Raw genomic sequence first — 13896 nt, 5'->3', positions numbered from 1 at the left:
CGGACGCCGCCGCACGGCGGGCGTGCAGAGTCGAAGCGAACAGAGCGGGAGGCCCCAGTGATCGGCCTGTGGGACACCACCGGCAACGAGGTGGTCAAGGCGCTCGCCGCCGAACGGCGCAGCGCGGGCGGGGTGGCCAGCGGAATGGCCCTCACCCTGATCGTGGTGGTGGACGAGAAGCGGGTCCGGGAGGCGGAGGCGGCGGCCACCATCGCCGCCGCGGCCCACCCGTGCCGGCTGCTGGTCGTCGTCCGCTCGGACGTCGAACGGGAACGCAACCGGCTGGACGCGGAGATCGTCGTCGGCGGCCGGCTCGGCCCCTGCGAGGCCGTCGTGACCAGGATGTACGGCCGGTTGGCCCTGCACGCCGAGTCGGTGGTGATGCCGCTGCTGGTGCCGGACGTCCCGGTGGTCACCTGGTGGCACGGCGAGCCACCGGACGAGATCGCCACCGACTTCCTCGGCGTCGTCGCCGACCGGCGGATCACCGACTCCGCGCAGGCCGCCGACCCGATCGAGGCGCTGCGGCAGCGGGCCCGGGACTACGCCCCGGGCGACACGGACCTGGCCTGGACCCGGATCACCCCGTGGCGCACCCTGGTCGCCGGGGCGTTCGACACCACCGAGGCCCGGGTCACCGAGGCGACGGTGGTCGCGCCGCGTACCGACCCGACGGCGGCGCTGATGCGCGGCTGGCTGGCCGCCCGGCTCGGCATCGACCCGCGCTGGGAGCACACCGACGCGTACCCCCGGATGCGGGAGGTGCAGCTGCGCTGCGCCAACGGCGACGAGCTGACCCTCACCCGCGACGACAGCGTGGCGACGTTCCGGCGTACCGGCCAGGACGACCGGATGCTGCCGCTGGTACGTCGCCCGCTCGGTGACGAGCTGGCCGAGGAACTGCGCCGGCTCGACGCCGACCAGGTGTACGCCGAGGCGCTGGGCGCCGCGGCCGGCCTGACCGGCCTGGAGCAGCGCCCCGCCCAGCGGGTGCACGTGTGGAAGGATCCGGCCACGGCACGACGCGCCGAGGCCGGGGTGACCGCGCACACGGGCACCAGCGCGAACCACTGACCGCCGCCGTGCCGGTGACGGGCCGTCGCCGGCACGGACCGGGGCGGTGTGGCCCGCGACGGAACGGGTCGACCGGCCCTCCCGGGCACGACGACAGGGACCGCGTGGACGCGGCCCGGAAACGAAGGCACACATGAGTGAGGCGAGTGTCGCCGTCCACGCCGACGCCGACCTGCTGGCGCAGGCGGTGGCGGCCCGGCTGGTGGTGAAGCTGCTCGACGCGCAGGCGGAGCGGGGGCAGGCCGCCGTGGTGCTGACCGGCGGGCGGATCGCCGCGGCCGTGTACCGGGCGGTGTCGGCGCTGCCGGCCCGGGAGGCGGTCGACTGGGCCCGGGTGGATGTCTGGTGGGGTGACGAGCGCTTCCTGCCCGCCGGCGACCCGGAGCGCAACGAGACACAGGCCCGGGCGGCGCTGCTGGACGCGGTGCCGCTGGACCCGGCCCGGGTGCACCCGATGCCGGCCGCCGACGGCCCGGCCGGGGCGGACCCGGAAGCGGCGGCGGCGGCGTACGCGGAGGAACTGGCCCGCGCTGCCCGTCCCGGCCACGCCGCGCTGCCCCACTTCGACGTGCTCATGCTGGGCGTCGGCGAGGACGGGCATGTGGCCTCGATCTTCCCCGAGCACCCGGTGCACCACGACACCCGGCCGGTCAGCGCGGTGCGGGGCAGCCCGAAACCGCCGCCCCTGCGGACCACCCTCACCCTGCCGACGATCAACACCGCCGAGGAGGTCTGGTTGGTGGCCAGCGGCGGGGACAAGGCCCGGGCGGTAGGCATGGCGCTGGCCGGGGCCGGGCCCCGGCAGCTGCCGGTCGCGGGTGTGCGGGGAGTCACGCGTACCCTCTGGTTGCTGGACCGCGCGGCGGCGGCCGACGTGCCACCGCGCTCACGCAGCCTGCGCTGACTCGACACGCCGGAGCCCCGACCAGTGGTCGGGGCTCCGGCGTGTCGCTGCCCGGGTGTCACCGGGGCCGGGGCTCCGGTGTCTCAGCTACGGCCGCGGCGTCGACGCAGGGCGGCGAGGGCCTCGGCCAGGATCGCCTCTCCCTCGGCGTCGCTGCGTCGCTCCTTCACGTACGCCAGGTGGGTCTTGTAGGGCTCCGGACGGACCCGGCCCGGCGGGTTCTCCGCGTCCCGGCCTGCGGGCAGACCGCAGCGCGGGCAGTCCCAGACCGCCGGGGTCTCGACGTCCACCGCCATCCTGATCTCGGTGGCGTGCCCGTTGCGGCACCAGTAGGTCACCGGTCGACGGGGCGCCAGCTCGTAGCGCTCGGCGGGGCGCTCGGGGGCCGATCCGACCCGCGCGCCCCGGATGATGTTGACACTGGGCACAGCAATTCGCTCCTGTCGTCGGAGGGGACCACCGCCCGGAGGATGGCGGCGGCGACGCGGTGCACAACACAACTGCGCGCGGTCCGTAACGGACCGCGCGCAGATTGTACGCCGAGACTCCGACGGGATCAGGCCCCGTTGTTGAGCGCGAGCTTGAGCCAGAGGCCCAGCCCGATGATGCAGGCGAACCAGACGATGCTCACCAGGACGGTGTAGCGGTCCAGGTTCTTCTCGGCCACCGACGAGCCGGCCAGGCTGGAGCTGACACCGCCGCCGAACATGCTGGACAGGCCGCCGCCCTTACCGCGGTGCAGCAGGATCAGCATGGTGAGCAGAACGCTCGTGATGACCAGCAACACGATCAACGTGTATGCGAACCAGATCGGCATGGCTGGGGTCAGTCCTCTCGTTACGATCCTCGCCCGGACAGGTCGGGCACGGCGGCACCGGCCGGTGGACGGGCGGAGTCAAGGATAGCGAGCGATCAGCGCCCGGTGTGCTCCGGGAACCGGCAGATCTTCGCGAACTCCTCGGCGTCCAGGCTGGCACCACCGACCAGGGCCCCGTCCACGTCCGGTTGGGCCATGATCGCGGCCACGTTCGAGGACTTCACCGACCCCCCGTACAGGACCCGGACCTGGTCCGCGGTGGCCTGGCCGTAGGTCTCGACCAGGCGCTTGCGGACCTCGCCGCACACCTCCTGGGCGTCCTCCGGGGTCGCCGTCTTGCCCGTGCCGATCGCCCAGACCGGCTCGTACGCCACCACGACCTTGGTGACCTGCTCCGGCGTGAGCCCCTTCAGGGCGGCGTCGAGCTGGTCGCAGCAGTGCGGCACGTGCCGCAGTTGCTCCCGGATCTCCAGCCCCTCACCGATGCACAGGATCGGGGTGAGCCCGTTCGCCAGCGCGGCGGCCACCTTGGCGTTGACCAGGGCGTCGTCCTCGTGGTGGTACTGCCGCCGCTCGGAGTGGCCGACCGCCACGTAGGTGCAGCCCAGCTTCGCCAGCATCGGGCCCGAGATGTCCCCGGTGTAGGCGCCCGACTGGTACGGCGACAGGTCCTGCGCGCCGTACCCGATCAGCAGCTTGTCGCCGTCCACCGCGGTCTGCACGGTGCGCAGGTCGGTGAAGGGCGGCAGGACGACGCACTCGACGTCGGTGAGCTGCTTCTCGGTGAGGCTCGCGGCCAGCTTCTGCACCAGCAGGTTGGCTTCGAGGTGGTTGAGGTTCATCTTCCAGTTGCCGGCCATCAGTGGCCGGCGGCTGACGCTCGCCATCAGTTCTCCAGGGCCGCGATGCCGGGGAGGGTCTTGCCCTCCAGGTACTCCAGGGAGGCGCCGCCGCCGGTGGAGATGTGCCCGAAGGCGGACTCGTCCAGCCCCAGGGCACGGACCGCCGCCGCCGAGTCACCGCCGCCGACCACGCTGAACGCCTCCGCCTTGGTGATCGCCTCGGCGACACCCCGGGTGCCGGCCGCGAACGCGGCCATCTCGAACACGCCCATCGGCCCGTTCCAGAAGATGGTCTTGGCCTGGGAGAGCGCGGCGGCGAAACCGGCCACCGTCCGCGGCCCGATGTCCAGCCCGAGCCGGTGGCTCGGGATGCCGTCGGCGGGCACCGTGTCGTGCGCGGCGTCCGGGGCGAAGGCGTCCGCGGCCACCACGTCGACCGGGAGCATGATCTTGCCCGGGGCGCGCTCCAGGAGGTTGCGGCAGGTCTCCACCATCTCCTTCTCCAGCAGCGAGGTGCCCACCTCGTGGCCCTGGGCCTTGAGGAAGGTGAAGCACATCCCGCCGCCGATCAGCAGCCGGTCGACCTTCGGCAGCAGCGCCTCGATCACCGCCAGCTTGTCGGAGACCTTCGACCCGCCGAGCACCACCACGTACGGGCGCTCCGGCTCGCCGGCCAGCCTGGAGAGCACCTCCACCTCGCGCAGGACGAGGCGGCCGGCCACGTGCGGCAGCCGGGCCGGCACGTCGAAGACGCTGGCGTGCGCGCGGTGCACGGCGCCGAAGGCGTCGTCGACGTACGCCTCGCCGAAGGCGGCGAGTTGGTCGGCGAACGCCCCCCGCTCGGCGGCGTCCTTGCTGGTCTCGCCGGCGTTGAAGCGCAGGTTCTCCAGCAGTGCGACCTGGCCGTCGGCCAGGCCCGCCACGGTGGCGCGGGCCGAGTCGCCGACGGTGTCGGCGGCGAAGTGCACCGGCGCGCCGAGCAGCTCACCGAGCCGGCCGGCGACCGGGCGGAGGCTGAACTGCGGGTCCGGGGCGCCCTTCGGGCGGCCGAGGTGCGAGCAGACGACCACCTTCGCGCCGGCCTGCACCAGCGCGCCCAGGGTCGGCAGGACGGCCCGGATCCGGCCGTCGTCGGTGATCTCACCGGTCTGCTTGTCGAGTGGGACGTTCAGGTCGGCGCGCACCAGCACGCGCCGACCCGACACCCCCTCGGCGAGCAGGTCGTCGAGGTCGCGGATGGTCACAGAGCTAACCCTCCGTTCGTGACCGCGGGGCTCGCAAGCTCACTCCTCGCACTCACAGGGACTGACCCACCAGCTTGACGAGGTCGACCAGACGGTTCGAGTAGCCCCACTCGTTGTCGTACCAGCCGACGACCTTGACCTGGTTGCCGATCACCTTGGTCAGCGGCGCGTCGAAGATGCAGGACGCCGGGTCGGTCACGATGTCGGCGGAGACGATCGGGTCCTCGTTGTAGACCAAGATGCCCTTGAGCGGGCCGTCGGCGGCGGCCTTGATCGCGGCGTTGACCTCGTCCACCGTGGTCTCGCGGTTGAGGTTCACGGTCAGGTCGGTGGTCGAGCCGGTCGGGATCGGCACCCGCAGGGCGTAGCCGTCCAGCTTGCCCTTCAGCTCCGGCAGCACCAGGCCGATCGCCTTGGCGGCGCCGGTCGAGGTCGGCACGATGTTCAGCGCGGCCGCCCGGGCCCGACGCAGGTCCTTGTGCGGCGCGTCCTGGAGGTTCTGGTCCTGGGTGTACGCGTGGATGGTGGTCATCAGGCCGTGCTGGATGCCGAACGTGTCGTGCAGCACCTTGGCCATCGGGGCGAGGCAGTTGGTGGTGCAGGAGGCGTTCGAGATGATGGTGTGCTTGGCCGGGTCGTACTGGTCGTGGTTGACGCCCATCACGACCGTGACGTCCTCGTTCTTCGCCGGGGCGGAGATGATGACCTTCTTGGCCCCGCCGTCGACGTGCGCCTTCGCCTTCGTGCCGTCGGTGAAGAAACCGGTGGACTCGATCACGACGTCGACGCCGACCTCGCCCCACGGCAGCTTCGCCGGGTCCTTCTCGGCGTACGCCTTGATGGTCTTGCCGCCGACGGTGATCTCGTCCGCGGTGGCCTTCACCTCGTGCGGGAGGCGGCCCAGGATGCTGTCGTACTTGAGCAGGTGGGCGAGCGTCGCGTTGTCGGTCAGGTCGTTCACCGCCACGACCTCGATGTCGGCGCCGGACGCCAGCACGGCCCGGAAGAAGTTACGGCCGATGCGGCCGAAGCCGTTGATGCCAACCCGGATGGTCACAGGTCCCATCTCCTCGCGTGTTGTCCGCCGGCGTCAGACCCCGGCCGGCGGAGGTGTGTTCGCCGACCGTTGGAGCCGGCCGTTGACGTGTCATCTCGGCCACCCCGCCGCGGTCGTGTGAGGACCCTGACCGCCGGAGGCGGTGAGCACGGCGAGGAGTGCCTGTGCCGGCCCCCTTGCCGTACGCAGCGACCCTATCCGAGCGTGCGCCGCCGCGCTGCGGCGGGTGGTGATCCCGCTCGCAGCATGCCGACCACCGCCCTATCAGACCACGAGCATGTCCGGCGTGACGGCCGCTTCGGTATCCGGGATGCCCAGGTCGCGGGCCCGCTTGTCGGCCAGCGCCAGCAGCCGGCGGATCCGACCGGCGATGGCGTCCTTGGTCAGCGGCGGGTCCGCCAGCGCGCCCAGTTCCTCCAGGGAGGCCTGCCGGTGCTCCAGGCGCAGCCGCCCGGCCGAGGTCAGGTGGTGGGGGGCGTCGTCGGCGAGGATCTCCAGCGCCCGGGTCACCCGGGCGGCGGCGGCCACCGCCGCCCGCGCCGAGCGGCGCAGGTTGGCGTCGTCGAAGTTGGCCAACCGGTTGGCGGTGGCCCGCACCTCGCGGCGGACCCGCCGCTCCTCCCAGGCCAGCACGCTGGAGTGCGCGCCGACCCGGGTGAGCAGCGCGGCGATGGCGTCACCGTCCTTGACCACCACCCGGTCGACCCCACGCACCTCGCGGTTCTTGGCGGTGATGCCGATCCGCCGGGCCGCGCCGACCAGGGCCAGCGCCGACTCCGGCCCGGGGCAGGTGATCTCCAGCGCGCTGGACCGGCCGGGCTCGGTGAGCGAGCCGTGCGCCATGAACGCGCCTCGCCAGGCGGACACCGCGCAGCAGACGTTGGCCGCCACCACGTGCGGGGGCAGCCCACGCACCGGGCGACCGCGCACGTCGAGCAGACCGGTCTGCCGGGCCAGGGCCTCACCGTCCTTGACCACCCGGACGATGAAGTGGCTGCCCTTACGCAGCCCGCCCGAGGCCAGCACGTGAATCTCGCTGGGGTAGCCGTACACCTCGGCGATCTCCCGACGCAGCCGTCGGGCCACCGCCCCGGTGTCCAGCTCGGCCTCCACCACCACCCGGCCGGAGACGATGTGCAGCCCGCCGGCGAACCGGAGCAGCGCGGCCATCTCCGCCCGCCGGCAGCAGGGCTTGGGCACGTCGACCCGGCTCAGTTCGTCCTTGACCGCAGCCGTCATCGCCATTGTGCGCCCCTCCACGGACCGGTACCGGCGTGTCGCCGGTGATTACGTACGTGCTTAACGATCGGCGCCCAGGACAGGCACCAACGCGGTGCCCAGGGCGGCCGGATCATGACGAGGGGAGCCGTCGATGACGGCGACGGGGGCGAGGACCAGCCGGGCACCCAGCGATTCTGCCGCACGGCCGACCGGTTCGGGATCACCCACCGCCTTCGAATCGGCCAACACGTAGTCGATGGTGAGCTGCGGAAGGTACCAGTGCAGGGCGGCCAGGTGGTCGGCGACGGAGAGCCCGAGGGTCTCCTTCTCGGCGGCCAGGTTGAGCGTGACCAGCCGCCGGGCCGGGCTGGCGACGATCGCGGCGGCCAGCCCCGGCACCAGCAGGTGCGGCAGCACGCTGGTGTACCAGCTGCCCGGCCCGAAGATCAACCAGTCGGCCGCACCGACCGCGGCCACCGCCTCGGCGCACGCGGCCGGCGCGTCCGGGGTGAGCCGCAGCGCCTCCACCCGGCCGCTGGTCACCGCGACCTGGTGCTGGCCGCGCACGGTGGTCACCTCGTCGGGCCGCCCCGGGTCGACGCCACGCACCCGGGCCTCGATGCCGACCGGCTGCGGCGACATCGGCAGCACCCGGCCGACCGCGCCGAGCATCGCGCCGGCGTGTTCCAGCGCCGCCACCGGGTCGCCGAGCTGTTCCATCAGCCCGCAGAGGACCAGGTTGCCCACCGCGTGCCCGGCCAGGCCGTCGCCGCTGTCGCCGGTGAAGCGGTGCTGGAACAGCCCGGCGCTGCGCCGGGTGGCCGGGTGGTCACCGGCCAGCGCGACGAGGGCCTGCCGCAGGTCGCCCGGGGGCAGGCCGCCACGCTCGGCACGCAGCCGGCCGCTGGAGCCGCCGTCGTCGCCGACGGTCACCACGGCGGTGATGTCCAGGTCGAGCTCTCCGGCCGTGTGCCGCAGCGCCCGCAGGGAGGCGGACAGGCCGTGCCCCCCGCCGAAGGCGACCACCTTCGTCGCGGTCATTCCCGCCCCAGGTCCCGGTGCTGCGCGTTGGCGGCCAGATTGGCGCGGCGCAGCCGGCCGGCGAGCTCCTCGGCGATGGCGACACTGCGGTGCTTGCCACCGGTGCAGCCGACCGCCACGGTCAGGTAGCGCTTGCCCTCCCGCTCGAAGCCGGCCGTGGTCGCGCCGACCAGGTCGGCGTACGCGGAGACGAAGGCGTCGGCACCCTCCTGGCCGAGCACGTACGCGCTGACCGGCTCCTCCCGCCCGGTGTGCTCACGCAGTTCCGGCACCCAGTACGGGTTGGGCAGGAAACGGGCGTCGAGGACGAAGTCGGCGTCCGGCGGCAGGCCGTACTTGAAGCCGAAGGAGAGCACGGTCACCCGCAGCCGGCGGGCGTCCTCGCCGCCGAAGAGTTCCTCGATGCGCCGGCGGAGCTGGTTGACGTTGAGCTGGCTGGTGTCGATGATCACGTCGGCCTGGTCGCGGGCCTCCTCCAGCAGCCCGCGCTCGACGGCGATACCGTCGGCCAGCCGCCCCTCCCCCTGCAACGGGTGCGACCGCCGGACGCTCTCGAACCGGCGGATCAGCACCTCGTCGTCGGCGTCGACGAAGACCACCCGGGGTGAGTAGCCGCGCTCCTTCAACTCCCGGATCGCGCCGGCCAGGTCGGTGGAGAAGGCCCGGGACCGCACGTCCAGCACCATCGCGGTCCGCCGGGCCGCGCCGCCGGCCTTGACCGCCAGCTCGGCCATGTCGAGCAGCAGCGCCTGGGGCAGGTTGTCCACCACGTAGTACCCGACGTTCTCCAACGCCCGGGCCACCGTGCTGCGGCCACCGCCGGACAGCCCGGTCACCACCACCAAGGAGGTGTCCGTCTCTGTCATCGCCGTGCCGTTCGGGGCGTACCCGTCGGCCGTCCGCGCCTCGCTCACTTACCACTCCCGAGTCCCTGACGCCGGTCCGGTCCGCCCGGCCGCGCATGGTCGATCAGCGACTCTATCCCGCCGGGCCGGTCGGTCCGCCCGCCCACACCGACGCCCCTCGGATCGCGGGTCCGCCCGTCCGGTGTCGAGCCACGGCCCGGCGGGCAGAACGCCGCGCCGCGCCGGTCGCAATCCCGACAGATCGACTCGTTGCTCACGATCTGCAACCGGGACCATTCTTTGCGTGGTCGCCGCAGGTGACGGCCCGCACAACCGGAGGGCGCCATGCACGATCTGGCCGAGAAGAACAAATACGTCGGCTTCCTGTTCATGAAGATCAGTCCGGAGTACTTCGCCCTCGGCGAGGAGGGCATCCGTGAGGTCTCCCACGAGCACGCCCGCGACCTGGCCCGCTTCGCCAAGCAGCTCACCCATGTGGTCTGCACCGGCGTGAACGGCAGGTACGACCAGGTCACCATGGTGGAGGCGGACACCCTGGAGGAGATCAACGCGGCAGCCACGGCGTTCCGGATGGGTGGCAAGGCCCGCTACATCGAGATCGTCGACATCGTGGTGGGGATGAAGGCGCCGCCGCGAGCGCTGGCCAACCGACCGGCTGGGGCCTGATCAGCCCTTCGGGACGCGACCGGGCCGCACCCGGTCGCGTCCCTCCGTCGGCGACGGCGGTGTGGATCGTGGCCGCCGTCAGCGGCGCTGCTGTAACGCCTTGACCCGGTCGCGGCCGAGCACGCCGAGGTAGTCCCACGGCTCGTCGAGGCAGGAGTCGACCTCGGCCGCCTCGATGATCTCGGCCAGCCGGGCGGCCAGCTCGTCCGGGTCCGGCTGCACCTGCTCGCAGAGCTGGACGTGGACCGCCCGCAGCGCGCCGCCGATCTCGGCCGGCTCCTCCTCGTACGTCTCCCAGGCGTCGTACAGGTGACCGGAGATGCCGTCCCAGGCGCGGGCGGCCCGCTCGACCAGCAGCAGCGTCTCCTCGGTCGGCGGCCGTTGGGCAAGCACCTCGATCTCCTCGACGATCGCCCGCCCGGCCTTCTCCACGTCGTGCAGATCCCAGCGGTCGCCGCTGGTCGCCTCGTGGGCCAGGCTGTGGATCGTGCGAAGGATGTCGCCCAACTCGGCGGCGGTGGGGGGAGCGAGCTGGCCGGCGCGCGCCCGCAACGCGGTCTCCAGCACGCGATCCGTGGCCGCCCACTCGGCGACCAGCAACGTCAGTCGCCGGGTGGGGAGGCTCCGCGCGAGTTCGGCCAGTTGAGCCACCCTGGGGTCGATCGCCAGGCATGACGGTGGGGTGGCCGCCGAGGACCAGGCGAAGCCGTCCGCCAGGGCGGCGAGGGTGAGGGCCACCGCGTGCGCGCACAGCTCCCCGCCGGCTGGGCAGCCGCACTCGGCGTGGAAGCCGTCCGCCGTGATCCCCACCCAGACCTCGTACGGCGACTGCCCGGCCTCCCGGATCACGCAGGACGCTCCCCCGCCCGCCGGCATGATCGCCTCCGGCCGACCGGCTTCCCGTAGTTTGTCCGCCGCCGCACAGGCCCCGGCTCCAGCCGCGTCCCGGAGGGCGTCGATATCGATGCTTACCGCCATCCGGTCATCTAACCGGGCGTCGGTGATGCCGCCGGCATCAGGGCGGTGGCAGCCTCGCCGAGGCGTCAGCCGCGCTGGCCGCGCCGCAGACCGGTGACGAACGTCGACCAGGCACCCCGGCCGAAGAGGAGCGCCGGCCCGTCCGGATCCTTGGAGTCCCGCACCGCCAGCGCGTCAGGCAGCTCGGCCACCTCGACGCAGGAGCCTCCGGTGTCACCGCTGCGGGTGCTCTTCCACCACCGGGCGTTCGCGACATCGGTAGCCCGCTGAACGTGGATCACGAGATCTCCTTGACCAAGCCGGCGATCATGGTGGCCGACACCTTGGTGTCGCACGCCTCCGCACGTAGGTAGTCGAACTTCAGCGTACAGTCCCGCACCTCGTTGGGCTTCTCCAGATAGATCCCCCCGGCCTGGTTCTCGACGAAGATCACCGACTGGTCGGCCACCCCCGGGAAGTCGATGATGGTGAAGGGTCCGAGCACACAGGCACCGGCCGAGAAGGGCAGCACCTGTAGCGACACGTTGGGCAGATCGGCGATCTCCAGCAGCCGACGGAGTTGATCGCGGAGCACTTCGGGTCCGCCGATGGCGCGACGCAGGACGGCTTCGTCCAGCACGGCGCGGATCCGGAGGCCCTGCTCGGTCACGAGATGCTGGCGGTCCATCCGCAGCCGCACCCGGCGATCGATTTCGTCCGGTGCCAGCGGGTTCACCGCTGCCCGGTAGACCGCTCGGGCGTACGCCTCCGTTTGAAAGAGACCGTGCACGAACTGGGACTCATAGACGGCAAGGCCGGCCGCCTCGGACTCCAAGCCGACGTAAACCTCGAACCAGTCCGGCACGGCATCGCCGTACCCACGCCACCAGCCGCGCTGCCGCGACTCGCGCGCAAGGGTGACCATGGCCGCCTGCTCGTCGGGCGGCACCTGGTACACCTCCAGCAGCGTCTTCAAGTCGGGTGCCCTGATGCCGCTCTGGCCGGTCTCGATCCGCGACAGCCGCGAGTGCGAGCTGTCGATGTGGCGCGCCGCCTGTTCCAGAGTCAGTCCAGCGGCTTCCCGGTAGCGACGCAACTCTGAAGCAAGCCGGCGACGGCGGACAGTCGGACTGAATCGGCCGACGCCTGGAACCACGTGGAACCGGTCTTCTGCGGCCGGATCGGCCCCGACAACGAGGTGTGCATGGACATCACCGGGCACCCCGGCTTCCACAGCGCGGCCGGCATCGGCGGGCTCTGCTGGGGCGACGGGGACGGCGAGGCGGGCAGCTGACAGTCCGCCGCGCTCGCGGTCGATGTCGGGCGCTGTCGGCCACCGCTCGTACAATCCCACGATGTCCTCCCCCACCGACCTGGACACCGCCGACGCCCTCGGGGTGCTCCGCCGGGTCTTCGGCTACGACGCCTTCCGCGGCTTCCAGCAGGAGGTCATCGACCACGTGGTGGCCGGCGGCGACGCCCTGGTGCTCATGCCCACCGGTGGCGGCAAGTCGCTCTGCTACCAGATCCCGGCCCTGGTCCGCGACGGTGTGGCGGTGGTGGTCTCGCCGCTGATCGCGCTCATGCAGGATCAGGTCGACGCGCTGACCGCGGTCGGCGTCCGGGCCGGCTTCCTCAACTCCACCCAGGATCTCGACGCCCGCCGCCAGGTCGAGCGGGCGTTCGTCGCCGGTGAGCTGGATCTGCTCTACCTGGCCCCGGAGGCGTTGGGCACGCGCGCCGTGCCCCAGCTGCTCGACCGGGGCCGGATCAGCCTGTTCGCGATCGACGAGGCGCACTGCGTGTCGCAGTGGGGGCACGACTTCCGCCCCGACTACCTGGCCCTGTCGATGCTGCACGAGCGCTGGCCGGCGGTACCCCGGATCGCGCTGACCGCCACCGCGACCAGCGCCACCCGGGCCGAGATCGCCACCCGGCTCCAGCTCACCGGGGCACGGCACTTCGTGGCCAGCTTCGACCGGCCCAACATCCAGTACCGGATCGTGCCCAAGCGGGAGCCCCGCCGGCAACTTCTCGGCCTGCTGCGTGACGAGCACCCGGGTGACGCCGGCATCGTCTACTGCCTGTCCCGGGCCTCGGTGGACAAGACCGCCGAGTTCCTGGTCGCCAACGGCATCGCCGCGCTGCCGTACCACGCCGGGCTGGACTCGGCCACCCGCGCCGCGAACCAGCAGCGCTTCCTGCGCGAGGACGGCTTGGTCATGGTCGCCACGATCGCGTTCGGGATGGGCATCGACAAGCCGGACGTCCGGTTCGTCGCCCACCTCGACCTGCCCAAGTCGGTGGAGGGCTACTACCAGGAGACCGGCCGCGCCGGCCGGGACGGGCTGCCGTCCACGGCCTGGCTCGCGTACGGGCTCCAGGACGTGGTGCAGCAGCGCAAGATGATCGAGACGTCCGACGGGGACCTGGCCCACCGGCGCAACCTCGCCGCCCACCTGGACGCGATGCTGGCGCTCTGCGAGACGGTTCGGTGCCGCCGGGTGCAGTTGCTGGAGTACTTCGGCGAGACCGGCACGACCACCTGCGGCAACTGCGACACCTGCCTGGAGCCGCCGGAGACCTGGGACGGCACGGTCCCCGCGCAGAAGCTGCTCTCCACCGTCTACCGCCTCGACCGGGAGCGCAACCAGCGTTTCGGTGCCGGCCACTGCGTGGACATCCTGCTCGGCAGGCAGACCGACAAGATCACCCAGTACGGCCACGACTCTCTGAGCACCTTCGGCATCGGTGCCGAGCTACGCGAGGCGGAGTGGCGCGGCGTGGTCCGGCAACTGCTCGCCGAAGGGCTGCTCGCGGTCGAGGGCGACTACGGCACGCTGGCGCTCACCGACGCCAGCGCGGAGGTGCTGGGCCGTCGCCGCGCCGTCACCATGCGCCGCGAGCCGGAGCGGCCGGCGTCGTCACGGTCGGCGAAGCCGCGCGGCGCGGCCACCGTGGTCGCCGACCTGACCCCGCAGGCCACCGGTGTGTTCGAACGGCTGCGCGCCTGGCGGGCGGCGAGCGCGAAGGAACAGGGCGTCCCCGCGTACGTGATCTTCCACGACGCGACGCTGCGGCAGATCGCCACCGACGCGCCAGGCTCGTTGGCCGAGCTGTCCCGGGTCAACGGGGTCGGCGAGAACAAGCTCGCCAGGTACGGCGACCAGATCCTGGCCGTCCTCGCCGAACCCGTTGACCCGGGAC

The 13896-nt window shown here is 72.4% G+C and carries 15 protein-coding genes; 4 read left to right on the top strand and 11 right to left on the bottom strand.

Annotated features, from left to right (window positions below):
- Positions 1 to 57 precede the first annotated feature (57 nt).
- Together E1165_RS11050 and pgl are read left to right on the top strand one after the other, a co-directional pair.
- Positions 58 to 1074: a glucose-6-phosphate dehydrogenase assembly protein OpcA gene (locus tag E1165_RS11050; RefSeq protein ID WP_132390425.1), complete on the top strand. Its 1017-nt coding sequence runs from the start codon at positions 58 to 60 to the stop codon at positions 1072 to 1074.
- A gap of 133 nt (positions 1075 to 1207) precedes the next feature.
- Positions 1208 to 1978: a 6-phosphogluconolactonase gene (gene pgl / locus E1165_RS11045; protein ID WP_132390423.1), complete on the top strand. Its 771-nt coding sequence runs from the start codon at positions 1208 to 1210 to the stop codon at positions 1976 to 1978.
- An 83-nt stretch (positions 1979 to 2061) separates the two neighbouring features.
- On the opposite strand, the gene E1165_RS11040 is transcribed toward pgl, so the two are convergent.
- The 8 genes from E1165_RS11040 to rapZ form a co-directional block, all read right to left on the bottom strand.
- A complete protein-coding gene (locus E1165_RS11040; RefSeq protein WP_132390421.1) occupies positions 2062 to 2406 on the bottom strand; it encodes an RNA polymerase-binding protein RbpA in 345 nt (114 codons plus the stop codon).
- 128 nt (positions 2407 to 2534) lie between these two features.
- Positions 2535 to 2795, bottom strand: a complete 261-nt coding sequence (gene secG / locus E1165_RS11035) for a preprotein translocase subunit SecG (RefSeq protein ID WP_132390419.1) — start codon at positions 2793 to 2795, stop codon at positions 2535 to 2537.
- A 95-nt stretch (positions 2796 to 2890) separates the two neighbouring features.
- The gene (tpiA, locus tag E1165_RS11030) at positions 2891 to 3682 is read right to left on the bottom strand and encodes a triose-phosphate isomerase (RefSeq protein ID WP_132390417.1); all 792 of its coding nucleotides are present in this window, start codon (positions 3680 to 3682) and stop codon (positions 2891 to 2893) included.
- Positions 3682 to 4881 carry a phosphoglycerate kinase gene (gene pgk / locus E1165_RS11025; protein ID WP_132390415.1) on the bottom strand — a complete coding sequence of 400 codons (1200 nt, stop codon included), beginning with the start codon at positions 4879 to 4881 and terminating at the stop codon, positions 3682 to 3684. Before pgk ends, tpiA begins: the two co-directional genes overlap by 1 nt.
- A gap of 52 nt (positions 4882 to 4933) precedes the next feature.
- Positions 4934 to 5938: a type I glyceraldehyde-3-phosphate dehydrogenase gene (gene gap / locus E1165_RS11020; protein ID WP_132390413.1), complete on the bottom strand. Its 1005-nt coding sequence runs from the start codon at positions 5936 to 5938 to the stop codon at positions 4934 to 4936.
- A gap of 264 nt (positions 5939 to 6202) precedes the next feature.
- On the bottom strand, positions 6203 to 7183 hold the full coding sequence (gene whiA, locus E1165_RS11015) for a DNA-binding protein WhiA (RefSeq protein ID WP_132390411.1): 981 nt from the start codon (positions 7181 to 7183) through the stop codon (positions 6203 to 6205).
- 54 nt (positions 7184 to 7237) lie between these two features.
- On the bottom strand, positions 7238 to 8200 hold the full coding sequence (gene yvcK, locus E1165_RS11010; RefSeq protein WP_132390409.1) for a uridine diphosphate-N-acetylglucosamine-binding protein YvcK: 963 nt from the start codon (positions 8198 to 8200) through the stop codon (positions 7238 to 7240).
- On the bottom strand, positions 8197 to 9066 hold the full coding sequence (gene rapZ / locus E1165_RS11005; RefSeq protein WP_132390475.1) for an RNase adapter RapZ: 870 nt from the start codon (positions 9064 to 9066) through the stop codon (positions 8197 to 8199). Before rapZ ends, yvcK begins: the two co-directional genes overlap by 4 nt.
- Before the next feature lie 324 nt (positions 9067 to 9390).
- Between rapZ and E1165_RS11000 the strand changes: the two genes are divergently transcribed.
- A complete protein-coding gene (locus E1165_RS11000) occupies positions 9391 to 9732 on the top strand; it encodes a hypothetical protein (RefSeq protein ID WP_132390407.1) in 342 nt (113 codons plus the stop codon).
- A gap of 78 nt (positions 9733 to 9810) precedes the next feature.
- Here E1165_RS11000 and E1165_RS10995 read toward each other — a convergent pair whose 3' ends face one another.
- From E1165_RS10995 to E1165_RS10985, 3 genes are all read right to left on the bottom strand, one after another.
- The gene (locus E1165_RS10995) at positions 9811 to 10710 is read right to left on the bottom strand and encodes an SWIM zinc finger family protein (RefSeq protein WP_132390405.1); all 900 of its coding nucleotides are present in this window, start codon (positions 10708 to 10710) and stop codon (positions 9811 to 9813) included.
- A gap of 65 nt (positions 10711 to 10775) precedes the next feature.
- Entirely contained in the window at positions 10776 to 10991 is a 216-nt protein-coding gene (locus E1165_RS10990) for a DUF397 domain-containing protein (protein WP_243704710.1), read from the bottom strand.
- A complete protein-coding gene (locus tag E1165_RS10985; protein ID WP_207916826.1) occupies positions 10988 to 12043 on the bottom strand; it encodes a helix-turn-helix transcriptional regulator in 1056 nt (351 codons plus the stop codon). The genes E1165_RS10990 and E1165_RS10985 overlap by 4 nt, the downstream gene beginning before the upstream one ends.
- Before the next feature lies 1 nt (position 12044).
- Between E1165_RS10985 and recQ the strand changes: the two genes are divergently transcribed.
- On the top strand, positions 12045 to 13896 hold a 1852-nt coding region (gene recQ / locus E1165_RS10980), incomplete at its 3' end, for a DNA helicase RecQ (RefSeq protein WP_132390403.1).

Source organism: Micromonospora sp. KC723, assembly GCF_004348595.1.
GTDB lineage: Bacteria > Actinomycetota > Actinomycetes > Mycobacteriales > Micromonosporaceae > Micromonospora.
The sequence above is the reverse complement of the archived record's forward strand: the minus strand, read 5'-3'. Positions and strand labels throughout refer to the sequence as shown.

Bases quoted from the DNA above. Each gene is read 5' to 3' on its own strand.
- pgl (WP_132390423.1), top strand. From the start codon at position 1,208: ATGAGTGAGGCGAGTGTCGCCGTCCACGCCGACGCCGACCTGCTGGCG.
- secG (WP_132390419.1), bottom strand. From the start codon at position 2,795: ATGCCGATCTGGTTCGCATACACGTTGATCGTGTTGCTGGTCATCACG.
- tpiA (WP_132390417.1), bottom strand. From the start codon at position 3,682: ATGGCGAGCGTCAGCCGCCGGCCACTGATGGCCGGCAACTGGAAGATG.
- whiA (WP_132390411.1), bottom strand. From the start codon at position 7,183: ATGGCGATGACGGCTGCGGTCAAGGACGAACTGAGCCGGGTCGACGTG.
- yvcK (WP_132390409.1), bottom strand. From the start codon at position 8,200: ATGACCGCGACGAAGGTGGTCGCCTTCGGCGGGGGGCACGGCCTGTCC.
- rapZ (WP_132390475.1), bottom strand. From the start codon at position 9,066: ATGACAGAGACGGACACCTCCTTGGTGGTGGTGACCGGGCTGTCCGGC.
- E1165_RS11000 (WP_132390407.1), top strand. From the start codon at position 9,391: ATGCACGATCTGGCCGAGAAGAACAAATACGTCGGCTTCCTGTTCATG.
- E1165_RS10995 (WP_132390405.1), bottom strand. From the start codon at position 10,710: ATGGCGGTAAGCATCGATATCGACGCCCTCCGGGACGCGGCTGGAGCC.